Genomic DNA, 24,758 nt, shown 5'->3' on the forward strand with positions numbered 1-24,758 from the left:
CACCACCCTTTCGGTCGTCATCCTTGACGCAACGACACCGCACAGTGTGCACCTCCGAGCGGGGTCGCACCACCAGGCGCGCGATACGGTGAGCACGTCTCGGATCTCGACACACAAGGACGTGGGGTATGAAGCTGGCCTCCAGGCTCGACAACCTCGGCACCGAGACCGCGTTCGCGGTCGCCGCGGCCGCCGCCGACTGGAAGGCGCAGGGCCACGAGGTCTTCCCCTTCCACCTGGGCGACCTCGACGTCCCGCTGGCCGGCCACATCGTCGAGGCCATGAACGCCGCCATCGCGGACGGCAAGACCGGCTACTGCCCGGGGCCCGGCATACCAGAGCTGCGGGCCGCCCTCGCCGACGACATCGGCTCCCGCCGCGGGATGTCGTTCGGCCCGGACGAGGTGACCGTGATGACCGGCGGCAAGCCGGTCATCACCAAGTTCCTCCAGGCCGTGATGAACCCCGGTGACGAGGTGCTCTACCCCAACCCCGGCTTCCCCATCTACGAGAGCCAGATCGAGTACCTCGGCGGCCACGGGCGCTCCTACCGCTACCTGCCGACCGACGACGGTTTCCGGATCGACCTGGACCAGGTCCGCGACGCCATCACGGACAAGACGGTCGCGATCATCTACAACGACCTGCAGAACCCCATCTCGGCCGAGTCGACGGACGCCGAGCGGGAGGCGATCGCGCAGCTCGCCATCGAGCACGACCTGTGGGTGCTCTCGGACGAGGCCTACTTCGAGATGCGCTACGAGGGCACGTCGACCTCCATCGCGAGCCTGCCGGGCATGCGTGAGCGCACCTGCATCCTCTACACCTTCTCCAAGAAGTTCGCGATGACCGGCTCCCGCCTCGGCTGCGCGGTCGCGCCGGCCCAGATGAGCACGGTCTTCTCCACGATGAACACCAACGACGAGTCGTGCACCACGCACTACGTCCAGTGGGCGGGGATCGCCGCGCTGACGGGCACGCAGGAGCCGGTGGCCGACATGCTCGCCACGCTGAAGGCGCGCCGGGACGCCGCGTGCGAGATCGTGGGCGACACCCCGGGTATGTCCGTCGAGACCCCGCGCTCGACCTTCTACCTCTTCCCGGACGTCACCGAGGCGATCCAGATCGTGGGGGCGCGGGACGTCGGCGACTTCGCCACCCAGGCCCTGCACGCGACCGGGGTGAGCTTCTGCACCCGCAACCACTTCGGCCGCCCGCAGCCCGGGGAGGACCGCAGCTACATCCGGTTCGCCTACTCGGGCCTCCCGGAGGAGCAGATCCGGCGCGGTCTGGGCGGGCTGCGCGACTGGATCGGCAGCCACGCATGAGCCGGGTGGTCGTCACCGGCCGGATCCCCAAGCCGGGGCTGGACATCCTGCGTCGCGCCGGTCACGAGGTCGACGTCTGGGACAGCGAGGACCAGCAGCCGCGCGAGCAGCTGCTCGAGCAGGTCCGCGGCGCCGACGCGCTGCTGACGCTGCTGACCGAGCAGGTCGACGCCGAGCTGCTGGACGCCGCCGGCGACCAGCTGCAGGTCGTCGCCAACGTCGCGGTGGGCTACAACAACGTCGACGTGGAGGTATGCCGTGAGCGCGGCGTCGTCGCGACGAACACCCCCGGGGTGCTCACCGAGGCGACCGCGGACATCGCGATGGGCCTCATCCTCATGGCGACCCGCCGGCTCGGTGAGGGCGAGCGCATCATCCGCTCGGGCACCCCGTGGCAGTGGGGCATGTTCTACCTGCTCGGGTCGGGGCTGCAGCGCAAGACGCTCGGGGTCGTCGGGCTCGGGGGCATCGGCGCGGCCACGGCACGACGTGCCCGGGCCTTCGGGATGAACGTCATCTACTCCTCGCGCTCCCAGGCCCCGCGCGAGCTGGAGCTCGAGCTGGGGGCGCACCGGGTGGACCTGGACACCCTGCTGGCGGAGAGCGACGTGCTCTCCCTGCACTGCCCCTACTCCCCCGCCACGCACCACCTGCTGGGGCCCGAGCAGTTCGCCGCCATGAAGCCCACGGCCTACGTGGTCAACACCGCCCGCGGACCGGTCATCGACGAGGCGGCGCTGGCGAAGGCGCTGCAGGAGAGGCAGATCGCCGGGGCCGGGCTGGACGTCTTCGAGGACGAGCCGCAGGTCCACCCCGACCTGCTGGAGTGCGAGAACGCCGTCCTCGTGCCGCACCTCGGCTCGGCGACCATCGAGACCCGGACCGCCATGGCCACGCTCGCCGCGGACAACGCCGTCGCCGTGCTCGCCGGCGAGGAGCCCCCCACGCCCATCCGCTGACCGGGCCCGGAAGCCGGGCCAGGGGGTGCACCTCGCGGTCCGGTGCCGGTAGCCTCTCGTCATGCGAGGACAGCTGCTGGAGCAGGCCGAACGTCACGGCGAGCCGGGGCGGTTCACCCTGCAGAACCCCCGGATGCTCAAGGTCGACCTCGGCGGCACGGGAGGGTTCTTCTACGCCATGCAGGGGTCCATGGTCGCCTACCAGGGCGACGTCGACTTCGCCTACGAGGGCGCGGGCGGGGCCGCCAAGCTCTTCAAGAAGGCCTTCACCGGCGAGGGCATGTCGCTCATGAAGGTCTCCGGCAGCGGGGACGTGTTCCTCGCCAAGGACGCCGACGAGATCTTCGTGCTGGAGCTGGAGGACGAGCAGGTCACCGTGAACGGCAAGAACGTCCTGGCGTTCGAGAGCAGTCTGCGGTGGGACATCAACCGCGTCGAGGGCGCCTCGATGCTCACGGGTGGCTTGTTCAACACGACCTTCAGCGGCTCGGGGATGATCGCCGTGCTGGCCCACGGCGACCCGGTGGTGCTGCAGGTCGACGCCCCGACCTTCGTCGACATGCAGTCGGCCGTCCTGTGGTCCGGCGGCCTGCGCTCCTCGGTCCGCAAGACGGCCCGGCTCGGCGCCGTCGTCGGCCGGGGCTCGGGCGAGGCCTATCAGCTCGCGCTCACCGGCTCGGGCGTCGTCGTCGTGCAGGCCTCCGAGGGGCACCCGCCACCCTCCAGCAGCAGCTGACCCCCGACGTCCCGGGGACACGCCCGCCCCGACCGGCTCATCCGCGCACGTGCGTCGATGAGCCGTTCGCCCCCGGCGTGTCTGCGGACATGACGACGGCCCCCACCGCATCCGGTGGGGGCCGTCGTCATCTGTCTCAACCAGAGCGCGCCCGAAGGGATTCGAACCCCTAACCTTCTGATCCGTAGTCAGATGCTCTATCCGTTGAGCTACGGGCGCTGGCGATCAGCAACTCTAACGGATCGGCGCTCACCCGTCCTAATCGCCGTCCGCCCGCCTCGCGGTCCTACAGCAGGGCCAGGATCTCCTGGGCCAGCACGAGCACCCCCATGACGAGCACGAACCAGCCGAAGGCGGTGTGCAGCCGGTCTGGGTGGACCCGCGCGACGAGCCGGCCGCCGACCAGCGCCCCGACGACGGCGGCCAGGGTGACGACCCCCGCCGTCCCCCAGTCGATGCTCACCGAGGACAGGTAGCCCGCGAGCCCCGCCCCGGACTTCATCGTGATGACCACCAGCGAGGTGCCGACGGCCACCGGCATCGACAGTCCCCCGAGCAGCACCAGCGCGGGCACCACGAGGAAGCCCCCGCCCGCCCCCACGATGCCCGTGACGAACCCGACCACCAACCCCTCGGCGACGACGAGCACCCACGACCCCGAGCCGTGGCCCTCACCAGGCTCGGGCCCGGACCGGCGGCGCAGCATGGCCCAGGCCGTCGCCAGCATCATCACCGCGAAGGCGAGGAGCAGCAGGGTGCCGGGGAGGAACTCGGCCACCCGCCCGCCGAGGTAGGCACCCACCATGGCGACGCCGCCGAAGAGCAGCCCGGTCCGCCACCGCACCCGCCCGGCCCGGGCGTGGGCGAGGGTGGCGACCGCGCTGGTGACGCCGACGACGAGCAGGGACGTGGCGATCGCCTCCTTGGCGTCCATGCCGGCGACGTAGACCAGCACCGGGACGGTGAGGATCGAGCCCCCACCCCCGAGCAGGCCGAGCGACAGGCCGACGAGGACGGCGAGGGCGGCGACGAGGACGATCACGGGACTCAGCATACATACCCCCCGGGGTATGTAGTGACACTCGCCCGGCTGTGACCAACGCCGCACGAGGACGGCCGGCAGATGGCTGCCGTGGGCCGCCGGCCGGCGCTACCGTGGGAGGACCGGGGCGGCGCTGCCCCGGTCACCCGCGACTGGCGACGAGGCCAGGGAGGACGGCCATGCCCGACATCACGACCACCGGTGGCACCCGCCACGCCGCGCTGGACGCCTGGGTGAGGGAGGTGGCCGCCCACACCCGCCCGGACCGTGTCGTCTGGGTGGACGGGTCCGACGAGGAACGGCGCACCATCGAGCAGATCCTCGTGGCCGCGGGCACCGCCAGCCCGCTCGCCGAGGAGCGGATCCCGCACTCCTACCTGGCGCTGTCGGACCCCGACGACGTCGCCCGGGTCGAGGACCGCACCTTCATCTGCTCGGTCGAGGAGAAGGATGCGGGGCACACCAACAACTGGGTGGCGCCGCAGCAGATGAAGGACGAGCTGTGGCCGCGGTTCGCCGGCTCCATGGCCGGCCGGACGATGTACGTCATCCCCTTCGTCATGGGCCACCTCGACGCCCACGACCCCAAGTTCGGCGTGGAGCTGACCGACAGCCCCTACGTCGTCGCGTCCATGCGCATCATGGCGCGGGTCGGCACCCCGGTGCTGGAGCGCATGGAGCAGTTCCAGGCCCCCTACGTCCAGGGACTGCACTCGCTCGGGGCGCCGCTGCAGCCGGGCGAGCAGGACGTGCCCTGGCCCTGCAACGAGGACAAGTACATCGTGCACTTCCCCGAGGAGCGGGCCATCTGGTCCTACGGCTCGGGCTACGGCGGCAACGCGCTGCTCGGCAAGAAGTGCTACGCCCTGCGGATCGCGTCGGCCATCGCCCGCGACGAGGGCTGGATGGCCGAGCACATGCTCATCCTCAAGCTCACCGGCCCGGACGGGGCCGTGCACTACGTCGCCGGCGCCTTCCCCTCGGCCTGCGGCAAGACCAACCTGGCGATGATCCGCCCGACGGTGCCGGGGTGGACCGCCGAGCTCGTGGGGGACGACATCGCCTGGATGCGCTTCGGCGAGGACGGCCGCCTGTATGCCGTGAACCCGGAGTTCGGGCTGTTCGGCGTGGCCCCGGGCACCAACGCCCGCACCAACCCCGTGGCGATGGAGACGATCGAGGCCGGGAACTCGATCTTCACCAACGTGGCGCGCACGCCGGAGGGCGGCGTGTGGTGGGAGGACCTGACCGAGGAGGAGCCGCCCGAGCTCACCGACTGGCACGGCCAGGCCTGGTCCCCCGGCAGCGGCCGCACGGCCGCGCACCCCAACAGCCGCTTCTGCACCCCCATCACCCAGGTGCCGACGCTGGCGCCGGAGTACCACCGGCCGGACGGGGTGCCGATCTCGGCGATCCTCTTCGGCGGGCGCCGCAGGACGACGGTGCCGCTGGTGACGCAGGCCCGCGACTGGCAGCACGGCACCTTCCTCGGCGCCACCCTCTCCTCGGAGACCACCGCCGCCGCCAAGGGCGCCGTCGGGGTCGTCCGCCGCGACCCGATGGCGATGCTGCCCTTCATCGGGTACGACGCGGGCGACTACCTGGGCCACTGGCTGGAGGTCGGCAAGCAGGCCGACGCCTCCCGGCTGCCCCAGATCTTCCTGGTCAACTGGTTCCGCCGGGACGCCGACGGCTCGTTCCTGTGGCCCGGCTTCGGCGAGAACTCCCGGGTGCTGACGTGGATCGTCCGACGGCTGGAGGGCGAGGTCGAGGCGCAGGAGTCCCCCATCGGCTACCAGCCCCTGCCGGAGGACCTGGACGTGTCCGGCCTGGACCTCACCACGCAGGACGTGGCGGCAGCGCTGGAGTTCGACGCCGCCGAGTGGGAGGCTGAGCTTCCCTTGATCAAGGAGTGGTTCGCCGCCTTCAACCCCGGGTCCCTCCCGGCGGCGATGGAGGACGAGCTGGCCATCCTCGAGCAACGACTGCAGGAGGTCACCCACCCATGAGCATCATCCCGGGCTCCGAGCCCCGCCCCGAGGGCAGCCGGCCCATGCTGGCCGACGAGCCGCTGCCGCCGGGAGAGCACGACATCGAGGAGACGGTCGACGCGCTCGCCCAGCAGGAGCGCGAGGAGGGCTCGGACGAGGCCGCCCAGGCGCAGGAGTCGAAGGAGACCCAGGGGGACCCGGCCCCGGAGGACGACGAGGACGCCGAGAACACCGACGACGCGGACGGCTCCGGCCAGGAGGGCCAGGACCCCAACGACCCGGAGCAGGACGCGCCCGACGTCTCCTGAGCAGGCGTCGTGCACGGCAGAACCCCCGGGCCACCAGGGCTCGGGGGTTCTCGTCGCGCGTGGCGACCGGGGCGGAGGTGGAGGGATTTGAACCCTCGATCGGGCTATAAACCCGAAACCCGCTTAGCAGGCGGGCGCCATAGACCAGACTAGGCGACACCTCCACGGCGTGGATCAGGTTACCTGTCATGCTGGGCGCGACCAAACCCCTCCTTCCCAGCCCGGCACCAGGGTCCGGAGGGAGAGTAAGGTTCGTCCTCGACCCGAAAGGCACCTCCGGCATGACTGACTCCCGTGGCTCGTCCGACCCCGGGTCCGACGCACCCGCGCCGCGGTCGCGGTCGAGCGCCGAGCAGCCGGAGCAGGGCGAGGGGGTCGGTCGGGCGGCAGGGCTGACCACGCTCAGCGCGGTCGTGCCGGGGGCGGGGCTGCTGGGCACGTCACGGCGGCGCCTGGGTCTGGTGATCCTGGGGCTGGCCGCGCTCGCCCTGGTCGTCCTGGCCGCATACGCGCTCACCAACGGGCTCACAACCACGGCCCTGCAGACCGCTGCCGACACCGGGCGGCTGCGGACCATCGCGGTGGTGCTCGTGCTGGGGACGCTGGTGTGGGTCGCGGCCATCGCCCTCACCGCGCTCGCTGCGGCGCCGCGGCGTCTCTCCCGCGGCCAGCGGGCTGCCCTGACCACCCTGACGGCCGTGCTGTGCCTCGCGGTGACCGCTCCCGCCGTGCTCGGGGTCCGCTACATCTCCGCCCACGTCGACGCGGTGGACAAGGTCTTCGAGGCCGGCGGGGGCACCGTCGGCGGGGGCGGGAGCAGCAGCGGCGCGACCCCCACCTCGGTCGTCGGCGACGACCCGGACGACCCGTGGAAGGACCTGCCCCGGGTCAACGTCCTGCTGCTGGGCTCGGACGCCGCCGAGGCCCGGGAGGGCACCCGCACCGACACCATGATCGTCGCCAGCATCGACACGCGGACCGGCGACAGCGTGCTCTTCTCGGTCCCGCGCAACCTGCAGAACGTCCCCCTCCCCCGCGACAACCCGCTGCACGAGGTCTACGGCCCGGTCTACGACTGCGGCGACCAGTGCCTCATGAACAGCATCTGGACCGAGGCGGAGCTCACCGCGCAGGAGCACCCGGAGTGGTACGCCGACGACCCTAACCCGGGTCAGACCGCGACGCGCGAGGTGCTCTCCGGGATCCTCGGCATACCCATCCACCACACGGTCATCGTCAACATGCGCGGCTTCGCCGACCTCGTCGACGCGATGGGGGGCGTGCTCGTCAACGTGCAGGAGCGCATCCCGATCGGGGGCTCCACCTACACGGACGCCAACGGCACCCTGCAGCTGGACCCCACCTCCGACTACGAGTGGCTGGAGCCGGGACCGCAGCGGCTGGACGGGCCGCAGGCCCTGGCCTACTCCCGCTCCCGGGTGACGACCGACGACTTCTCCCGCATGCGACGGCAGCGGTGCATGGTGGCGGCGGTCGTGGACCAGGTCAACCCCATGACCATGCTGCAGCGCTACCCCCAGATCATCGGCGCGGTGGGCGACAACGTGCTCACCGACCTGCCGCAGGAGGACCTCGACGAGTGGGCCGGCCTGGTGCTGCAGGTCCAGGACGGCACCATGCGCAGCCTGCCGTTCACCGGCGCCAACATCGACACCGTGGACCCGAACTACTCGCAGATCCGCGCCCGGGTCTACGAGGCGCTCAACCCGGCGCCGGAGCCCCCGGCGCCGGAGCCGAGCGAGGCCCCCACGGCCCGCGACGACGCCGCGCCGACCACGGAGCCGCCCGCGCCGGACACCCCGACGACGACCGAGGAGCCCAGCGACGAGCTCGAGGACGTCGGCGCCGTCTGCGACTGAGTTCCCCCGGTATGCCGAAGGCCCCCGCCACCTCGAGGGTGACGGGGGCCTTCGCGGAAGGTTGTGGAACGACCTACCTCAGACGGGGCGAACGGCGTCCGCCTGCGGCCCCTTGGGGCTCTGGGTGACGTCGAACTCGACCCGCTGGGCCTCCTCGAGCGTCCGGTAGCCGTTGGTCTCGATGGCCGAGTAGTGGACGAACACGTCGGGGCCACCGCCATCCTGAGCGATGAAGCCGAAGCCCTTCTCCGCGTTGAACCACTTCACGGTTCCCTGTGCCATGGGCGATCTTCTTTCTGATGTGCTGTGCATGTGCAACCGACCGCAGGGTGCGAACGGTGGTGGTGGTGAACCCCCCAGCTCACTCGCGAGAAGATACAACGCCAACCGAGACACCACGCTATCAGCCGGAAGGCCCGATGGTGACATCCGAGGGCCGTGCGATGATGGGCAGCACGCCAGGCGCGGTCCGCACGCGGGCCGACCGAGGCCTGGAGGGTTCGCATAGTGGCCGAGTGCAGGCGCCTTGAAAGCGCCCGAGGGAAACCTCCGTGGGTTCGAATCCCACACCCTCCGCGCGCACGTCCGCCCCGCAGCAGGCGATCCCGGCGGACGTCCCGCCGACTGCGCGGTAGGGTCGGAGCGAACGCAGACCCACGAGAAGGAGTCAACATGCGCAACAAGCTGTTGCTGCTGGTCGGCGCCGCCGCCGGCTACGTCCTCGGCGCCCGCGCCGGCCGCGAGCGCTACGACCAGATCGCCGACCAGGCCAGCAAGGCCTGGGGCAACCCCAAGGTCCAGGAGACCGTGGAGCAGGTCAAGGCCAAGGCGCCCGAGCTCGGCCAGAAGGTCAGCGAGCAGGCCAAGGTCACCGCCGACGGCGTGAAGTCCAAGGTCACCGGGCACGAGAGCACCGGCCAGGACGGCACCTACGAGAACGCCACCGGCAGCCTCGACGCCGACGGCGACGCCACGATCGACGCCACCGGGTTCGGCCCGGGCGGGGAGAAGCTCCCCTGACCCACCCCCGTACATGACGAAGGCCCACCCCCGCAGCGGGGGTGGGCTTTCGTCATGCCGGGGCCGGCGGTGTCGCGCTCAGCGGGTATGCGGTGCCACGGCTAGATCCAGAGCGCGGGCTCGTCGTAGAGCGCCTCCTGCGGGTCCCGACCGGGATCCGGACGGCGCACCGTGGCGGGGATGCCGGTCGCGACCGCCATGGAGGGGACGTCCTTGGTGACCACCGCGTTGGCGCCCACCTGGGCGCCGTGGCCCACGACGATGTCCCCGAGGATCTTGGCGCCGGCGCCTACGGTGACGCCGTCGCCCAGGGTGGGGTGGCGCTTGACGGTGGGGTCCAGGGACCGCCCGCCGAGGGTCACGCCGTGGTAGAGCATGACGTCGTCACCGATCTCCGCGGTCGCCCCGATGACGACCCCCATCCCGTGGTCGACGAAGAACCGGCGGCCGATGGTGGCGCCGGGGTGGATCTCGACCCCGGTCGCGGCCCGTGCCGCCTGGGAGAGCAGCCGGGCCGGCAGGCGCCTGCCCGAGGTCCACAGGGCGTGGCTCGCCCGGTGGGCCCAGAGCGCGTGCAGCCCCGGCGAGGCCAGTGCCATCTCGAGCCGGCTGCTGGTCGCGGGGTCGCGCTCCACGGCGGCGTCGAGGTCCTCCCGGACCGCGTCCGTGGCACGGCGCACGATCTCCGCGCCACGGCGCGCGCCCCGGGTCAGCCAGGTCGGCATGGTCAGTCCCTCAGGTCCTCGAAGAGGACGGTCGAGAGGTAGCGCTCTCCGAAGGAGGGGATGATGACGACGATCGTCTTGCCCGCGTTCTCCGGACGCCTCGCCACCTGGAGCGCGCCCCACACGTTGGCCCCGGAGGAGATGCCCGCCAGGACACCCTCCTCGGTGGCCAGGGAGCGGGCCGTACGCAGCGAGTCGTCGAGGGCGACGTCGACGACCTCGTCGTAGAGCTCGGTGTCGAGGATCTCGGGGACGAAGTTGGCACCGAGGCCCTGGATCTTGTGCGGGCCCGGCTGACCGCCGGTGAGGATGGGGCTGTCGGCGGGCTCCACGACCACCAGGCCGACGTCGGGCTTCTGCTCGCGCAGGTAGCGGCCGGCGCCGGTGATGGTGCCCCCGGTGCCGACGCCCGCGACGAAGATGTCGACCTGGCCGTCGGTGTCGGCCCAGATCTCCGGGCCGGTCGTCTCGTAGTGCACCTTGATGTTGGCCGGGTTGGCGAACTGCCGGGCCCGGACCGCGCCGCGCTCCTCGGCGATCTCGTCGGCCTTGGCGACGGCACCCTTCATCCCCTCCGGCCCCGGGGTGAGCACGAGCTCGGCGCCGTAGGCGCGCAACAGCGCGCGGCGCTCCATGCTCATGGTCTCGGGCATGGCCAGGACGACCTTGTAGCCGCGCGCGGCCCCCACCATGGCGAGGGCGATGCCGGTGTTGCCGGAGGTGCCCTCGACGATGGTGCCGCCGGGCTGGAGCTCGCCGGCCTCGACCGCGGCGTCGATGATGGACGCACCGATGCGGTCCTTGACCGAGGCGGCGGGGTTCTGCGACTCCATCTTGAGCAGGACCTGGGCACCGTCGGCGATGCCCTTGCTCAGGCGGTTGAGGCGCACCAGCGGGGTGCCGCCGATGGCCTGGGTGATGTCGTCGTGGACGCGCACGGGAGAAGCCTTTCGTCGCAGGGTCAGCAGGATGCTGCTCTCAGCACGTTATACATCATGCAACACCCTGTTATTCCCCGGATGCCGTCGCGCGGGCCGCCCGTGCGCGCTGCGTCCTGTCGGCGGCGACGACTACGCTGCCCCCATGTCCTTCGCAGCGCTGCAGGTCCTCGCCATCGTCGTCGCGGGCCTGGTCACCCTGGCCGCGGTCGCCCTCTTCGTCCGCACCCTCGCGGCCTTCGTCGAGCGGTTCCGTCTCGGGCAGCCCGAGACCCGCACCGACGAGCCGCTGGTGCGGACCTCGACGCTGGTGCGGGAGGTGGTGGGGCACACCAGGATGGCGCGCAAGCGCTGGGTTGCCGTGGCCCACTGGGTGGTCATGGTCTCCTTCGGCCTGCTCTTCCTCACCCTGGTCACCGCCTACGGCCAGCTCGTCGACCCGCACTTCGTGCTGCCGCTCATCGGCCACTTCTGGCCCTACGAGTGGCTGACCGAGCTCTTCGGGTGGGGTGCCGTCATCGGCATCGTCGCGTTGATCGTGGTGCGGCAGCGGGAGCACCCCCGCGGCCACGGCCGCCGCTCCCGGTTCTGGGGGTCGACGTTCTGGCAGGCCTACGTCGTCGAGCTCGTCATCCTCGGCGTGGGTGTCTGCATCGTGGCGCTCCGGGCGCTGGAGTACGCCCTGGGCCGGGTCACCGGCGAGGAGTGGGCGAGCGCCCTGCACTTCCCGCTCACCGCCTGGCTCGGCGCGCCCCTGACCGGGGCGTCGGCCGCCACCCTCGAGGGGTGGATCATCGGGGTCGCCCTGCTGAAGATCCTCATCTCCATGGCGTGGATGATCGTCATCGCCCGTACCCCCACGATGGGTGTCGCCTGGCACCGCTTCCTCGCCTTCTTCAACATCTGGTTCCGTCGCCACCCGGGGGGCGCGACGTCGCTCGGTGCCGTGCAGCCCATCCGGGTCGCGGGCGAGCCGGTGGACTTCGAGAACATCGAGGAGCTCGACGAGGACGCCGCGCTCGGCGTCGGCAAGGTCGAGGACTTCACCTGGAAGGGCCTGCTCGACTTCTCCACCTGCACCGAGTGCGGGCGCTGCCAGGAGCAGTGCCCGGCCTGGCACACCGACAAGCCGCTCTCGCCCAAGATGCTCGTCAAGAACCTGCGCGACCAGCACCACGCCGTGGCGCCCTGGCTGCAGGCGGGCGAGGAGCACCGGGAGGCCGCCGCCCAGGCCCTGGAGTCGGCCGGCGGGCCGGGGGCCGAGGGCCTGCCCGAGCAGCTGCACGGCATCCCCACGACCGCGGTCATCGCCGCCCAGCGCCCGCTGGTCGGCGAGACCGAGGGCGACCCCACGGTGCCCGACGGGGGTGGCGTCATCGACCCGGACGTCCTGTGGTCCTGCACCACCTGCGGCGCCTGCGTCGAGCAGTGCCCGGTCGACATCGAGCACGTCGACGCGATCGTCGACATGCGGCGCTACCAGAACCTCATCGAGTCGGCCTTCCCCTCCGAGCTGGGCGGGTTGTTCAAGAACCTCGAGAACAAGGGCAACCCGTGGGGCATGAACGCCCGGCTGCGGATGGACTGGGCCAAGGACCTCGACTTCGACATCCCCGTCGTGGGCGAGGACCTCGAGAGCCTGGCGGAGATGGACTACCTCTTCTGGGTCGGGTGCGCCGGCGCGTTCGAGGACCGCGCCAAGAAGACCACCCGCGCGGTGGCCGAGCTGCTGCACACCGCCGGGGTGAGCTTCGCGGTGCTCGGCGACGGCGAGAGCTGCACCGGCGACCCGGCCCGGCGCAGCGGCAACGAGTTCCTCTTCCAGATGCTCGCGATGCAGAACGTCGAGGTGCTCAACGAGGTGGGTGCGACCAAGATCGTCGTGACCTGCGCCCACTGCTTCAACACGCTGAAGAACGAGTACCCGCAGGTCGGCGGGCAGTTCGAGGTCGTGCACCACACCCAGCTGCTCAACCGGCTGGTGCGGGAGAAGCGCCTCACCCCGGTCTCCCGTCCGGACTCCGCGGACACGGTGGGCGCGGCCTCGACGGCGGGGTCGGTGACCTACCACGACCCGTGCTACCTCGGCCGGCACAACCAGGTCTACGCCCCGCCGCGCGAGCTCATCGGGGCGCTGCCGGGGGTGCAGCTCACCGAGATGCCCCGGCACGGGGAGAAGTCCTTCTGCTGCGGCGCCGGCGGCGCCAGGATGTGGATGGAGGAGAAGCTCGGCACCCGCATCAACCTCAACCGCACCGAGGAGGCGCTGGCCACCGGCGCCGACCGCATCGCGATCGGCTGCCCGTTCTGCCGGGTCATGCTCTCCGACGGCCTCACGCAGAAGCAGGCCGAGGGCGCCCGCGAGGAGGTCGAGGTCGTCGACGTCGCCCAGATGCTGCTCGCCGCCGTCCGCCGCGCCGGGCAGGACGAGACCACCCCGGACCAGCCCGACTCAGACCAGCCCGACCCGAGCCAGGACGACGACGCCCCCGCCGCCGCACCGGACGCGCGTTAGGCTCGCACCGGACGCGCGGTGAGCCCGCACCGGACGCGTGTCCGGCGCAGTCCGGACGCGTGTCCGGCGCAGTCCGGACGCGGCGGGCGCTCAGCGGGCGACGTCGCTGCGGGAGAAGTTCGACCAGGACCGGCTGGCGGTGGGCCCCCGCTGGCCCTGGTAGTGGCTCCCCTTCTCCGAGCTGCCGTAGGGGTGCTGCGAGGCCGAGCTCAGCCGGAAGAAGCAGAGCTGACCGATCTTCATCCCCGGGTGCAGCACGATGGGCAGGGTGGCCACGTTGGACAGTTCCAGGGTCACGTGACCGGTGAAGCCCGGGTCGACGAACCCGGCCGTCGCGTGCGTGAGCAGCCCCAGCCGCCCCAGCGAGGACTTGCCCTCGACGCGGGCAGCGATGTCGTCCGGGAGGCTCACCTGCTCGTAGGTGGACCCGAGCACGAACTCACCCGGGTGGAGCACGAAGCTCTCCTCCGGCTCGACCTCCACCAGGCGGGTCAGGTCGGGCTGCTCCTGCGCCGGGTCGATGACGGGGTACTTGTGGTTGTCGAAGAGCCGGAAGTAGCGGTCCAGCCGGATGTCGACGCTGGAGGGCTGGACCATCGTCGGGTCCCACGGGTCCAGCCGGACCCGCCCGGAGTCGATCGAGGCGAGGATGTCGCGGTCGGAGAGCAGCACGACGACACCCTAGCCGGGGGGTGACTTTGGTCGTGGACACCCGGGGTGGTTATCATGACTGTCGCCTCGATCCGAGGCCGCGCGGGCGTAGTTCAATGGTAGAACATCAGCTTCCCAAGCTGAATACGCGAGTTCGATTCTCGTCGCCCGCTCCACGCGCCGGACTCAGTAGCCTGGCCCCCGGGGCTGCTCGGCCCCCGACCCCCGCAGGTGGTGGGTCACCCACGCGGCATACCTGTCGAGGGCGTCGACGACGGGCACGGCCATGATCTCGGGCACCTCGTAGGGATGCAGCGACCGCACGGTCTCGCAGAGCCGGCCGAAGGCCTCCCTGGAGGTCTTGGCCAGCAGCAACCACTCCTTGCTCTCGTGCACCTCCCCGCTCCAGCTGTAGATCGAGGTCATCGGCCCCAGAACCTGCACGCAGGCGGCCGCCCGCCGGGCGACGAGCTCCTCACCGATGTGCCGGGCGGACTCCATCGAGGGCACGCTGACGCGGACCTCCACCAGATGGGACGGGTCGGTCATAGCCCCTGCTTCCTGCTCGAGCGGTCACGGCGTCACGCCCGCCAGCACGTCGGCGAGGATCGCCACGCCACGGGAGGCGTCCTCGTCGGTGATCACGCACGGCGGCACCAGGTGCACGCGGTTGGCCACGATGAGGGGCCACATCCCCCGCTCCAGGCAACCGGCCTGCACCGCTTTCATCATGGCAGCAGAGGCGGGTTCGCGCGAGGCGTGGTCGGCCACGAGCTCGACGACCCAGAACACCCCGAGCCCGCGCACATCCCCCACCAGCGGGGTCGTGCCCAGGAGGGCCGTCGCCGCCGGCCCGAGGCTGTGCTTCCCCACCTGAGCGGCGTGCTCGACGACGCCCTCCTCGCGCATGATCGTGATCGCGGCGACGGCCGAGGCGGTGGCCAGGGCGTGCCCCGAGTAGGTCAGCCCGCCCGGGAACGGGCGCTCGTCGAAGGTCGCGGCAACCCGGTCGTCGATGACCACGCCGCCGAGCGGGACGTACCCGGAGTTGACCCCCTTGGCGAAGGTGATGAGGTCGGGCCGCACCCCGAAGTGGTCGAGGGCGAACCACGCTCCGGTACGCCCGAAGCCGGCCATCACCTCGTCGAGGATGAGCAGGATCCCGAACTCGTCGCACAGCGCCCGCACCCCGGGCAGGTAGCCCGGTGGCGGCACGAGGATGCCGTTCGACCCGACGACCGTCTCGAGGATGATCGCGGCGACCTGGCCCGGTCCCTCGGCCTCGAGGGTGTGCCGCAGGTGCAGCAGGGCGCGCTCGCTCTCCTCCTCCTGCGTCGTGGCGTGGAACTCGCTGCGGTACAGGTGCGGGCCCCAGAAGTGCACGACCCCCGGGATGCCGGGCTCGCCACCCCACCGGCGGGCCTCGCCGGTCAGGGTGATGGCCCCGGCCGTGCCCCCGTGGTAGCTGCGGTAGGACGCCAGGACCTTGTGCCGGCCGGTGTGCGCCCGGGCCATCCGCAGGGCGTTCTCGTTGGCCTCCGCCCCGCCGTTGGTGAAGAAGACCTTGCTCATGCCCTCCGGCGCCAGCCCCGAGATGAGGGCGGCCGCCTCGGCGCGGCTCTCCTCCGCGAACGCCGGGGCCACCGTGGTCAGCCGCCCGGCGGCCTCGGCGATCGCGGCCGACAGCCGCGGGTGCTGGTAGCCGATGTTGACATTGACCAGCTGGGAGGAGAAGTCGAGGAAGCGCCGGCCCTGGTGGTCCCAGAAGTAGGCGCCCTCGCCCCCGGCCAGCGGCACCGGGTCGATGGCCCGCTGAGCCGACCAGGAGGTCATGACATGGGCCCGGGAGAGCTCCCGGATCCGGACGTCGCGGGCGAGGTCGGGAGCGGTCGTCATGGGAGCGACTCTAGGCCAGCCGCACCCCTGGTGCCCGTCGCGGACGCACGGCAGGATGGGGGGCATGGCACAGGCGCTGGCGCACACCATCGGGGTCGGCGAACCGCCGTTGCTCGAGCAGACCATCGGGGACAACCTGGACGAGACCGCCCACCAGCACCCCGACCGCGAGGCGCTGGTCGAGGTCGCCACCGGGCGCCGCTGGACGTATGCCGAGCTCGTCGGCGACGTCAACCTCGTCGCCCGCGCGCTGGTCGCCTCCGGGGTGCGCACCGGTGACCGGGTGGGCATCTGGGCGCCGAACTGCGCCGAGTGGACCCTCGTGCAGCTGGCGACCGCCAAGGTCGGGGCCATCCTCGTCACCATCAACCCGGCCTACAGCGAGCGTGAGCTGGCCTACGTGCTGCGGCAGTCGGGGACCCGCACGGTCGTCGTCGCGCAGGAGTTCCGGGGCCGCTCCTACCCCGAGATGGTCGAGCGGGTCCGGGACGGGTGCCCCGACCTCGCCCAGGTGCTCGTCATCGGTGACGAGGGGTGGGACGAGGCGCTGGCCGGGGCTCACCAGGTCAGCCCCGGACGCCTCGCCGAGCTGCAGGCGACGCTCACCCCGGACCAGCCCATCAACATCCAGTACACCTCCGGCACCACCGGCTTCCCCAAGGGCGCGACGCTGTCCCACCGCAACATCCTCAACAACGGCTACTTCGTCGGGGAGGGGTGCCGTTACACCGAGCAGGACGTCATCTGCATACCCGTGCCGTTCTACCACTGCTTCGGCATGGTCATGGGCACGCTCGCGGCGACCACGCACGGCGCATGCGCGGTCATCCCGGGGCCGGCGTTCGACCCGGGAGCGACCCTGCGCGCGGTGCGGGACGAGCAGTGCACCTCGCTCTACGGCGTACCGACGATGTTCATCGCCATGCTGGAGCTCCTCGACGCCGACGACGAGCTCACGACCGCGGACCTGGCCACGGTCCGCACCGGGATCATGGCCGGGTCGCCGTGCCCGGCGTCGGTCATGCGCTCGCTCATCGAGGCGGGTGTCGAGGAGATGACCATCTGCTACGGCATGACCGAGACCTCGCCGGTGTCCACGCAGACGGCCCCGGACGACCCCTTCGAGAAGAAGGTCGGCACCGTCGGCCGGGTGGGGCCGCACCTGCAGATCCAGATCGTCGACCCGACGACGCGCGAGGTGCTGCCCCGGGGTGCGGCCGGGGAGTTCTGCACCCAGGGCTACTCGGTCATGCTCGGCTACTGGGAGGACCCGGAGCGGACCGCCGAGGTGCTGCGGGACGGGTGGATGTCGACCGGGGACCTCGGGGTGATGGACGACGAGGGGTACGTCGAGATCACCGGCCGCATCAAGGACCTGGTCATCCGCGGTGGGGAGAACATCTCCCCCCGGGAGGTCGAGGAGGTCCTGCACGCGCACCCGGACGTGCTCGACGCCCAGGTCGTGGGGGTGCCCGACGAGCGCTACGGCGAGGAGCTCATGGCCTTCCTGCGGCTGCGGGAGGGAGCCGCACCGCTCACCGCGGAGGCCGTCCGGGAGTTCTGCTCCGGCTCGCTGGCCCGCTACAAGATCCCGCGCCACGTGCAGGTCGTCGAGGAGTTCCCCATGACGGTCACCGGCAAGGTGCGCAAGGTCGAGCTGCGCGAGCGCGGCGCCGAGCTGCTGCAGGAGCCCTGACCCCCCAGCCCCACCGAGCGCCGCCACTGGTTGCCCCCAGCCCCACCGAGCGCCGCGCATGGTTGCTGGCAAGATCGGCTCATGAGCCTGGACTACGCACAGATGTTCCGCCTGGACGGCCGGCACGCCGCGGTGCTCGGGTGCGGCGGGATCGGCGCCGAGATCGTCGCCGGCCTGGCCGCCCAGGGCGCCCGGGTGAGCTGCCTCGACCAGGACCCGGGTGTCGCCCGGGCGGCGCTGGAGCGCGCGCCGGGAGGAGCGGCATACCCCGTCGACGTGCTGGACACCGACGCCCTGGCGCGCTGTGCCGCGCAGCTCGGTGACGTCGACGTGCTGGTGCTCACCGCCGCGATGAACGTCCGCAAGCGGCTGCTGGACTACACGGCCGAGGAGTTCGACCGCGTCGTGGACCTCAACCTGCGGGGCACCTTCCAGGCGGTGCGCGCCTTCGCGCCCGGCATGGTCGAGCGCGGGCGGGGGTCCGTCGTCGCGCTGACCTCGATCCGCGCGGTCACCGTCGAGCCGGGGCAAGGGGTGTATGCCGCGACCAAGGCCGGGGTGACGCAGCTGGTGCGCACGTGGGCGGCGGAGCTCGGACCGGCCGGGGTGCGCATCAACGCGGTCGCGCCGGGGGTCGTGGCGACGCCGCTGACGCAGCAGATCCGCGATGACGCGGACTGGGACCGGGCGTATGCCGAGAAGTCGGCCCTGGGTCGGTGGGCGCGGCCTGAGGAGATGGTCGGGGCCGTGGCGTGGCTGGCCTCGGACGCGGCGAGCTTCGTCACCGGCAGCCAGGTGATGGTCGACGGCGGCTGGACCGCGATCGACGGGCGGTTCACCCCGCCCGGGTGACCTTCGTGTCGCCGCCAGGCGCGCGGCTGGGGTCGAGGGGGTGCCGATCCCCTCACGTGGTCACCCTGGGACGGCCGGCCCGGCCGCGGTCGGCTCAGGAGAAGACGATGGTGCGACCCGAGCGCAGGACGACCCGGTGCTCGGCGTGCCAGCGGATGGCCCGCGAGAAGGCGGCCGCCTCGACCTCCTGCCCCTGCTGCGCGAGCTGGGCCGGGGTCAGCCGGTGGTCCACCCGCCGGAAGTCCTGCTCGATGATCGGGCCCTCGTCCAGGTCGGCGGTGACGTAGTGCGCGGTCGCACCGATGACCTTCACGCCACGGTCGTGCGCCTGGGTGTAGGGCTTGGCACCCTTGAAGCTGGGCAGCAGCGAGTGGTGGATGTTGATGATCCGCCCGGAGTAGTCGCGGCACAGCTCCGGCGAGAGGACCTGCATGTAGCGGGCCAGGGCGATGGTGTCGACGCGGTGGTCGTCGACGATCGCCCGCAGCTGAGCCTCGGCCTCCGGCTTGGTCTCCGCGGTGATCGGCACGTGGTGGAAGGGGATCCCGTGCCACTCCGCCAGGCCGCGGAAGTCCTCGTGGTTGGACACGATGGCCGGGATGGTCACCGGCAGCTGCCCGGTGCGGGTGCGGAAGAGCAGGTCGTTGAGGCAGTGCCCCATCCGGCTCACCATGATGAGCAACCGCTGCGGTTCGGCCTGGTCGTGCACCTGCCACTGACCGCCGAGCTCGGCAGCCACCGGTGCCAGCGCGTCCCGCAGGTCCTCGACCCCGATGGGGTCACCGTCCGCGTGCGCCTCGATCCGGAGGTGGTACTCACCGCTGCTCGGGTCGGCGAACTGCTGACTGTCGGTGAAGGACAGGTCGTGCTCCAGCAGCGTGCGCGAGACCGCGTAGACGATGCCCTTGCGGTCGGGACACGACAGGGTCAGCACGAAGTCGCGGTTGGTCTCGGGGCTCACGGACGCCCAGTCTAGGACGTCCCGGGGGTCACCGGCGCGCCCCCAGAGCCACTCCGCCGGCCTGATCCCGCACCCAGGATGCGGGATCAGGGACGGGCGGCGGAGGGGAAGGCGTCGAGGTAGCTGCGCCAGGTGCCGGCCGGGGTGGTGATGGTCGTTGCCGCGAGCACGGCCCGGACCATGGCCCGGGTGACGACCTCGCCCGAGGTATGCAGCATCGCGTGGACGCCCGCCTGGTCCGGGGCGTCCCGGGCGCAGGTCGCGAGGCCGAAGAGGCTGTCGCCGTCGAACATCGTGTGGATCGGGTTGACGGCGCGGGCCATGCCGTCGTGCCCGCTGGTGGCGAGCCGGGCGCATTGCGCCGGGTCGAGCGTGGCGTCGGTCGCGACCACCCCGATGGTGGTGGCCAGCGACCGCGGCACCGAGCTGGTGGCGTTCGCCTCCTCGGCGGCCGCGCGCGCCGCCGCCAGCTCCTCGGGGCGCGGGCGCTGCGGCCACCGGCCGTCGGGCCACTCACCGAGGCCGGTGAGGTCCTCGGCCACCAGGTGCCGGGCGCCCCACAGCTCGCCGGTCGTGAGGTCGACCGCGGAGCCCACGGCGTTGACCACCACGAGCGCGGCGATCGTCGTGCCGTCGGGCAGCACGCCGCTGGCGGTGCCCACCCCGCCCCGCAGCCCGCCCACCTGGGCGCCTGTGCCCGCGCCGACGCTGCCCTGGGGCACGTGCCCCGCCCCCGCCCCCGCAGGCCCACCGCCCTGGTCCGCGGCACCTCCGTGCTCCTGCGCCGCCTGCAGTGCGGCGACCCCGAACCCGGCGTCGGGGAAGGCCCCGAAGTTCCCGCCCCGCCCCAGGTCGAAGCACACGGCGGCCGGCACGATGGGCACCACCTCGCCCGGTCCCCCCATGGGGAAGCCCCGGCCGTGGGCATACAGCTCGCGCATGACCCCGTCGGCGGCCGCGAGCCCGAAGGCCGACCCTCCCGAGAGCACGAGGGCGTGCACCCGCTCGACGAGGTTGCGCGGATCGAGCAGGTCGGTCTCCCGGGTGCCCGGGGCCCCACCGCGCACGTCCGCCCCGGCGACGGCACCCACGGCCGGGCAGCGGACGACCGTCGTGCCGGTGAGCCACCCGTCACCGACCCGCTGGTGGTGTCCGACCGCGAGGCCGGCCACGTCCAGCAGGGAGTTCGTCGGGCCGGCGGTGGGCTGCATGCGCCTACCTTGTCACGGGCTCAGCGCGGCCAGGATCTCCTCGACCTTGGCCTTGGCGTCCCCGAAGATCATCTGCGTGTTGTCGCGGAAGAACAACGGGTTCTGGACCCCGGCGTAACCGGTCGCCATCGAGCGCTTGAACACCACGACGTCCCGGGCCTCCCATACCTGCAGCACGGGCATCCCTGCGATCGGGCTGCCCGGCTGCTCGATGGCGGCCGGGTTGACGGTGTCGTTGGCGCCGATGACGAGCACGACGTCGGTGGAGGCGAGGTCGCCGTTGATCTCGTCCATGCCGAGGACGACGTCGTAGGGCACCCGCGCCTCGGCCAGCAGGACGTTCATGTGGCCCGGCAGCCGCCCCGCCACGGGGTGGATGCCGAAGCGCACGTCGGCACCCAGCTCGCCCAGCCGCTCCACCAGGCGGGCGACCGGGTGCTGGGCGTGCGCGACCGCCATGCCGTAGCCCGGGGTGATGACCACCGTGCGGGCCTGCCGCAGCATCTCCGCCACCCCCTCGGCCCCGACCTCACGGTGGGTGCCGACCTCGTCGTCGCCGCCGGCGCCCGGCACCGGGTCGGCCCCGAAGCCGCCGGCGATGACCGAGACGAACGAGCGGTTCATGGCCCGGCACATGATCCAGGACAGGATCGCCCCGGAGCTGCCGACGAGCGCGCCGGTGATGATGAGCAGGTCGTTGCCGAGCATGAACCCGGCCGCGGCGGCGGCCCACCCGCTGTAGGAGTTGAGCATCGAGACGACGACCGGCATGTCGCCCCCGCCGATCGAGGCGACCAGGTGGGCGCCCAGGGCGAGCGCGAGCAGCGTGAGGACGAGCAACGGCGCCAGGCTGGGCGCCACGACGAACCACACCGAGACCGCCAGGCTCGCGAGCACCACGACGAGGTTGATCAGGTGGCGCCGCGGCAGCACGAGCGGCGCGCTCCTCATCCGCGCGGAGAGCTTGGCCCACGCGACCACCGACCCGGTGAAGGTCACGGCCCCGATGAGGACGCCGGCCGCGATCTCGATCCGCTGGCTGACGCCGGCCGCGCCGGTCTGCCGCTCGCCGAGGAAGGTGTTGATGCCGACGAGCACCGCGGCGACCCCGACGAAGCTGTGCAGGATCGCGACCAGCTCCGGCATCCCGGTCATGGCCACGACGCGGGCCCGCCAGACGCCGACGACCGCCCCCACCGACATGGCCGCGGCGATGAGCAGCAGGGTCGCCAGCGCACCCCGCTCCGCGGTGCTCACCGCGAGCACGACGCTCGCGAGGAGCGCGAGCGCCATCCCGGTGATGCCGAGCAGGTTGCCCCGGCGGGCGGACTCGTGCCGCGACAACCCGGCCAGGGCACCGAGGAAGAGCAGCGCGGCGACCAGGTAGGCGGCGTCCACCGCCGAGGTCAGTGTCACGAGTCCGCCCTCCGGAACATCCCCAGCATGCGATGGGTCACCGTGAACCCGCCGAAGATGTTGATCGACGCGACGGTGATGCCGACCAGAGCGAGCGCGGTGACCCAGGTGTTGTCGCTGCCGACCTGCAGGATCGCCCCCACGCAGATGATGCCGCTGATGGCGTTGGTCACCGACATGAGCGGCGTGTGCAGCGCGTGGGTCACGTGCGAGATGACGTAATAGCCCGCGATGACGGCGAGCGCGAACACCGTGAGGTGCATCCGCAGCTCGTCCGGCGCGAACGCGGCACCCACCGCCGCGAGCACCGCCAGGGTGAGCACGACCGCCCGACGACGCCGCGGGTCCCGCACCACGTCGTCCGGGGTATGCCGTGCGCCTGGCTCCCCGGCTGCCTCGCCCCGGTCAGGGGCCGGGGCCGGCGCGGCGCTCACCGCGACCTGCGGCGGCGGCCAGAGGACCTCGCCGTCGTGGGCCACGGTCATGGCCCGCAGCACCTGGTCCTCCAGATCGAGCACGAGCGGGGGGCCGGCGGCGTCGTCGAGGGCGGTGTCGGCGGCGCGAGGGTCAGCGGCGAGCAGGGCCACCAGGTTGACCATGTTGGTGCCGTAGAGCTGACTCGCCTGCGCGGGCATCCGCCCGGCGAGGTCGGTCCAGCCGAGGAGCGTGACCCCGCCGTCGGTGACGACCCGTTGGTCGGCGATCGTGCCCTCGACGTTGCCGCCGTTGGCGGCGGCCAGGTCGACGACGACCGAGCCCGGGCGCATCGCCGCGACCGTGCCGGCGTCGATGAGCCTCGGCGCCGGCCGGCCGGGGATGAGCGCCGTGGTGACGACGATGTCGGCCGTCATCGCCTCCTGGGCGTAGAGCTCCTGGGTGGCGCGCTCGGCGTCCTCGGTGAGCTCACCGGCATACCCGTCGGAGCGGCCCCCGCCCACCTCGACCTCGACCTCGAGGCTGACGAAGGTGGCGCCCATCGACTCGACCTGCTCGGCGACCTCCGGCCGCACGTCGAAGGCGCGCACCTGCGCGCCGAGGGACTGCGCGGCGCCGATCGCGGCCAGCCCGGCGACCCCCGCCCCGACGACGAAGACCGTGGCCGGTGGTGTGGTGCCGGCGGCGGTGACCTGCCCGGCCAGCATCCCGCCGTAGTCGTGCGCGGCCTCGATGACCGCGCGGTAGCCAGCGAGGTTGGCCATGGAGCTCAGGACGTCGAGGCTCTGGGCGCGTGAGATCCGCGGCACGGCGTCCATCGCGAGACCGGTGACCCCGTGCGCGGCCAGCGCCGTGAGCAGCTCCGGCGCCCGGGCCGGGGCCATGAGCGAGGCCACGGCGCCACCGGGACGCATCGCGTCGAGCTGCTCGGTCGTCGGGGCGTCCACCTGCAGCACGAGGTCGGCCGCGAGCACCTCCGCACGGTCGGCGAGCCGGGCCCCGGCCTCGGCGTAGGCCACGTCGGGACAGCTCGCCCGCTCCCCCGCGCCGCGCTCGACGAGCACCTCGTGACCCCGCTTGCGCAGCGCCGTCACCGTGGTGGGCGTGGCGGCGACGATCGCCTGAGCCTCACGGGGCTCGCGCGGTATGCCGATCAGCACGCCGCTCCCCCCTCTCTGCGTCGAGTGTGGTCCAGCGCTGCTGACACTAGCGGGGGCGTCCGACACAGGGGCCGCGGACCCGCCGCGCGACACCGGCGACGACCTCTCAGGAGGTCGGTCCCACCCCACGGGCGAGGTCCTGGGCCGTGCGGCCGGCGAGGGCGGTGTGCAGGTCGGGGATGGCCGCGACGAGCGAGGCCGTGTAGTCGTGGCGCGGCTCGGCGAAGAGCCGCTCGGTCTCCCCGGTCTCCACGACCTCCCCGGCCCGCATCACCGCGACCCGGTCGCAGACGTGGCGCACCACGGACAGGTCGTGGCTGACGAAGACCAGCGTGAGGTCGAGCCCGTCGACGATCTCGTCGACGAGGTTGAGCACCTGCGCCCGCACCGACACGTCCAGCGCCGAGACCGGCTCGTCCATGACGAGGATGTCCGGGTCGGGGGCCAGCGCCCGGGCGACCGAGATCCGCTGCCGCTGCCCCCCGGAGAACTGGTGCGGGTAGCGCCGGGCCGCCTCCCGGTCCAGCCCGACCTGCTCCAGCAGCTCGCCGACCCGGTCCGCGTGGTCGCCGCCGATGCCCTGCGAGACCAGCGGCTCGGCGATGATGTCGTGGACCCGCAGGCGGGGGTCCAGGCTGCTCATCGGGTCCTGGAAGACCAGCTGCAGCCTCCTGCGCAGCCAGCCCAGGCGCCGGGCCGGCTGGTCGCCGATCGAGCGGCCCTCCACGAGGATCTCTCCCGAGGTCGGCCGGTCCAGCCCGCAGAGGAGTCGCAGCAGGGTGGACTTCCCCGATCCGGACTCGCCCACGATGCCGAAGCGCTCGCCCCGCCCGATCGTCAGCGACACGTCCCGGACCGCGCGCACCACCGGCGGCGCCTCCCGCAGGGACGTGCGCGGGCGCCGGAAGTCACGGCATACCTCCCGCAGCTCGATGGCTGGAGTGTCAGTCACGTCAGCTCACCCCTCGCGAGGCTCGGTGGGTGGGAGGCAACCACACGCGACGCCCGGTGCGATGAGAGGCAACCACACGCGACGCC

The 24,758-nt window shown here is 72.2% G+C and carries 22 protein-coding genes and 4 tRNA genes; 12 read left to right on the forward strand and 14 right to left on the reverse strand.

Going from position 1 to position 24,758, the window contains the following annotated elements; all coding sequences use genetic code 11:
- The first annotated feature begins 128 nt into the window (after nt 1–128).
- The 3 genes from AVL62_RS02475 (at nt 129) to AVL62_RS02485 (ending at nt 3,023) form a co-directional block, all read left to right on the forward strand.
- Nucleotides 129–1,328 carry a pyridoxal phosphate-dependent aminotransferase gene (locus AVL62_RS02475; protein WP_058890096.1) on the forward strand — a complete coding sequence of 400 codons (1,200 nt, stop codon included), beginning with the start codon at nt 129–131 and terminating at the stop codon, nt 1,326–1,328.
- A complete protein-coding gene (locus AVL62_RS02480; protein WP_058890097.1) occupies nt 1,325–2,287 on the forward strand; it encodes a 2-hydroxyacid dehydrogenase in 963 nt (320 codons plus the stop codon). Before AVL62_RS02475 ends, AVL62_RS02480 begins: the two co-directional genes overlap by 4 nt.
- Before the next feature lie 61 nt (nt 2,288–2,348).
- A complete protein-coding gene (locus tag AVL62_RS02485; protein WP_058890098.1) occupies nt 2,349–3,023 on the forward strand; it encodes an AIM24 family protein in 675 nt (224 codons plus the stop codon).
- A gap of 146 nt (nt 3,024–3,169) precedes the next feature.
- On the opposite strand, the gene AVL62_RS02490 is transcribed toward AVL62_RS02485, so the two are convergent.
- Nucleotides 3,170–3,242: transfer RNA gene (locus tag AVL62_RS02490), tRNA-Arg, on the reverse strand.
- A gap of 67 nt (nt 3,243–3,309) precedes the next feature.
- Nucleotides 3,310–4,074: a sulfite exporter TauE/SafE family protein gene (locus AVL62_RS02495; RefSeq protein WP_201023178.1), complete on the reverse strand. Its 765-nt coding sequence runs from the start codon at nt 4,072–4,074 to the stop codon at nt 3,310–3,312.
- Nucleotides 4,075–4,244: 170 nt separating this feature from the next.
- On the opposite strand from AVL62_RS02495, the gene AVL62_RS02500 reads away from it, so the two are divergent.
- Together AVL62_RS02500 and AVL62_RS02505 are read left to right on the forward strand one after the other, a co-directional pair.
- Nucleotides 4,245–6,074, forward strand: coding sequence for a phosphoenolpyruvate carboxykinase (GTP) (locus AVL62_RS02500; RefSeq protein ID WP_058890100.1), 1,830 nt, complete (start codon nt 4,245–4,247; stop codon nt 6,072–6,074).
- Complete coding sequence (locus AVL62_RS02505; RefSeq protein ID WP_058890101.1) at nt 6,071–6,364, forward strand: hypothetical protein; 294 nt, start codon at nt 6,071–6,073, stop codon at nt 6,362–6,364. Before AVL62_RS02500 ends, AVL62_RS02505 begins: the two co-directional genes overlap by 4 nt.
- A 72-nt stretch (nt 6,365–6,436) precedes the next feature.
- On the opposite strand, the gene AVL62_RS02510 is transcribed toward AVL62_RS02505, so the two are convergent.
- Nucleotides 6,437–6,528, reverse strand: a tRNA-Ser gene (locus tag AVL62_RS02510).
- Nucleotides 6,529–6,645: 117 nt separating this feature from the next.
- On the opposite strand from AVL62_RS02510, the gene AVL62_RS02515 reads away from it, so the two are divergent.
- Nucleotides 6,646–8,244, forward strand: a complete 1,599-nt coding sequence (locus AVL62_RS02515; protein ID WP_058890102.1) for an LCP family protein — start codon at nt 6,646–6,648, stop codon at nt 8,242–8,244.
- Nucleotides 8,245–8,322: 78 nt separating this feature from the next.
- On the opposite strand, the gene AVL62_RS02520 is transcribed toward AVL62_RS02515, so the two are convergent.
- Entirely contained in the window at nt 8,323–8,526 is a 204-nt protein-coding gene (locus AVL62_RS02520; RefSeq protein ID WP_022926015.1) for a cold-shock protein, read from the reverse strand.
- 211 nt (nt 8,527–8,737) lie between these two features.
- On the opposite strand from AVL62_RS02520, the gene AVL62_RS02525 reads away from it, so the two are divergent.
- Both AVL62_RS02525 and AVL62_RS02530 read left to right on the forward strand, forming a co-directional pair.
- Nucleotides 8,738–8,820 (forward strand) — tRNA-Ser (locus AVL62_RS02525).
- A 96-nt stretch (nt 8,821–8,916) separates the two neighbouring features.
- Complete coding sequence (locus AVL62_RS02530; RefSeq protein WP_058890103.1) at nt 8,917–9,264, forward strand: YtxH domain-containing protein; 348 nt, start codon at nt 8,917–8,919, stop codon at nt 9,262–9,264.
- A 101-nt stretch (nt 9,265–9,365) separates the two neighbouring features.
- On the opposite strand, the gene epsC is transcribed toward AVL62_RS02530, so the two are convergent.
- Nucleotides 9,366–9,989 carry a serine O-acetyltransferase EpsC gene (epsC, locus tag AVL62_RS02535; protein WP_058890104.1) on the reverse strand — a complete coding sequence of 208 codons (624 nt, stop codon included), beginning with the start codon at nt 9,987–9,989 and terminating at the stop codon, nt 9,366–9,368.
- A 2-nt stretch (nt 9,990–9,991) separates the two neighbouring features.
- On the reverse strand, nt 9,992–10,927 hold the full coding sequence (cysK, locus tag AVL62_RS02540) for a cysteine synthase A (RefSeq protein WP_058890105.1): 936 nt from the start codon (nt 10,925–10,927) through the stop codon (nt 9,992–9,994).
- Between the two features lie 145 nt (nt 10,928–11,072).
- Here cysK and AVL62_RS02545 point away from each other — a divergent pair, with 145 nt between their 5' ends.
- Nucleotides 11,073–13,442, forward strand: coding sequence for a (Fe-S)-binding protein (locus AVL62_RS02545; protein ID WP_058890106.1), 2,370 nt, complete (start codon nt 11,073–11,075; stop codon nt 13,440–13,442).
- Between the two features lie 90 nt (nt 13,443–13,532).
- Here AVL62_RS02545 and dcd read toward each other — a convergent pair whose 3' ends face one another.
- Nucleotides 13,533–14,114, reverse strand: coding sequence for a dCTP deaminase (gene dcd, locus AVL62_RS02550; RefSeq protein ID WP_058890107.1), 582 nt, complete (start codon nt 14,112–14,114; stop codon nt 13,533–13,535).
- A gap of 81 nt (nt 14,115–14,195) precedes the next feature.
- On the opposite strand from dcd, the gene AVL62_RS02555 reads away from it, so the two are divergent.
- A tRNA-Gly gene (locus AVL62_RS02555) sits at nt 14,196–14,269 on the forward strand.
- A gap of 10 nt (nt 14,270–14,279) precedes the next feature.
- Here the strand turns inward: AVL62_RS02555 and cutA are convergent.
- Both cutA and AVL62_RS02565 read right to left on the reverse strand, forming a co-directional pair.
- On the reverse strand, nt 14,280–14,642 hold the full coding sequence (gene cutA, locus AVL62_RS02560) for a divalent-cation tolerance protein CutA (protein WP_058890108.1): 363 nt from the start codon (nt 14,640–14,642) through the stop codon (nt 14,280–14,282).
- A 24-nt stretch (nt 14,643–14,666) separates the two neighbouring features.
- Nucleotides 14,667–15,989: an aminotransferase class III-fold pyridoxal phosphate-dependent enzyme gene (locus AVL62_RS02565; protein ID WP_058890109.1), complete on the reverse strand. Its 1,323-nt coding sequence runs from the start codon at nt 15,987–15,989 to the stop codon at nt 14,667–14,669.
- 64 nt (nt 15,990–16,053) lie between these two features.
- On the opposite strand from AVL62_RS02565, the gene AVL62_RS02570 reads away from it, so the two are divergent.
- Nucleotides 16,054–17,685, forward strand: coding sequence for an AMP-binding protein (locus AVL62_RS02570; RefSeq protein ID WP_083518602.1), 1,632 nt, complete (start codon nt 16,054–16,056; stop codon nt 17,683–17,685).
- Between the two features lie 81 nt (nt 17,686–17,766).
- Entirely contained in the window at nt 17,767–18,537 is a 771-nt protein-coding gene (locus AVL62_RS02575; protein ID WP_201023175.1) for an SDR family NAD(P)-dependent oxidoreductase, read from the forward strand.
- Nucleotides 18,538–18,631: 94 nt separating this feature from the next.
- On the opposite strand, the gene purU is transcribed toward AVL62_RS02575, so the two are convergent.
- The 5 genes from purU to AVL62_RS02600 all read right to left on the reverse strand — a co-directional run bounded on the left by purU (nt 18,632) and on the right by AVL62_RS02600 (nt 24,672).
- Nucleotides 18,632–19,498 (reverse strand): formyltetrahydrofolate deformylase, encoded by an 867-nt coding sequence (gene purU, locus AVL62_RS02580; RefSeq protein ID WP_058890111.1) that lies wholly within the window; start codon nt 19,496–19,498, stop codon nt 18,632–18,634.
- An 86-nt stretch (nt 19,499–19,584) separates the two neighbouring features.
- On the reverse strand, nt 19,585–20,709 hold the full coding sequence (locus AVL62_RS02585; protein ID WP_058890112.1) for a P1 family peptidase: 1,125 nt from the start codon (nt 20,707–20,709) through the stop codon (nt 19,585–19,587).
- A gap of 12 nt (nt 20,710–20,721) precedes the next feature.
- Entirely contained in the window at nt 20,722–22,125 is a 1,404-nt protein-coding gene (pntB, locus tag AVL62_RS02590) for a Re/Si-specific NAD(P)(+) transhydrogenase subunit beta (protein WP_058890113.1), read from the reverse strand.
- Nucleotides 22,122–23,720: a Re/Si-specific NAD(P)(+) transhydrogenase subunit alpha gene (locus tag AVL62_RS02595; protein WP_058890114.1), complete on the reverse strand. Its 1,599-nt coding sequence runs from the start codon at nt 23,718–23,720 to the stop codon at nt 22,122–22,124. The genes pntB and AVL62_RS02595 overlap by 4 nt, the downstream gene beginning before the upstream one ends.
- 106 nt (nt 23,721–23,826) lie before the next feature.
- The gene (locus AVL62_RS02600) at nt 23,827–24,672 is read right to left on the reverse strand and encodes an ATP-binding cassette domain-containing protein (protein ID WP_058890115.1); all 846 of its coding nucleotides are present in this window, start codon (nt 24,670–24,672) and stop codon (nt 23,827–23,829) included.
- Between the last annotated feature and the right edge of the window lie 86 nt (nt 24,673–24,758).

It is taken from the genome of Serinicoccus chungangensis (assembly GCF_001483745.1).
GTDB lineage: Bacteria > Actinomycetota > Actinomycetes > Actinomycetales > Dermatophilaceae > Ornithinicoccus > Ornithinicoccus chungangensis_A.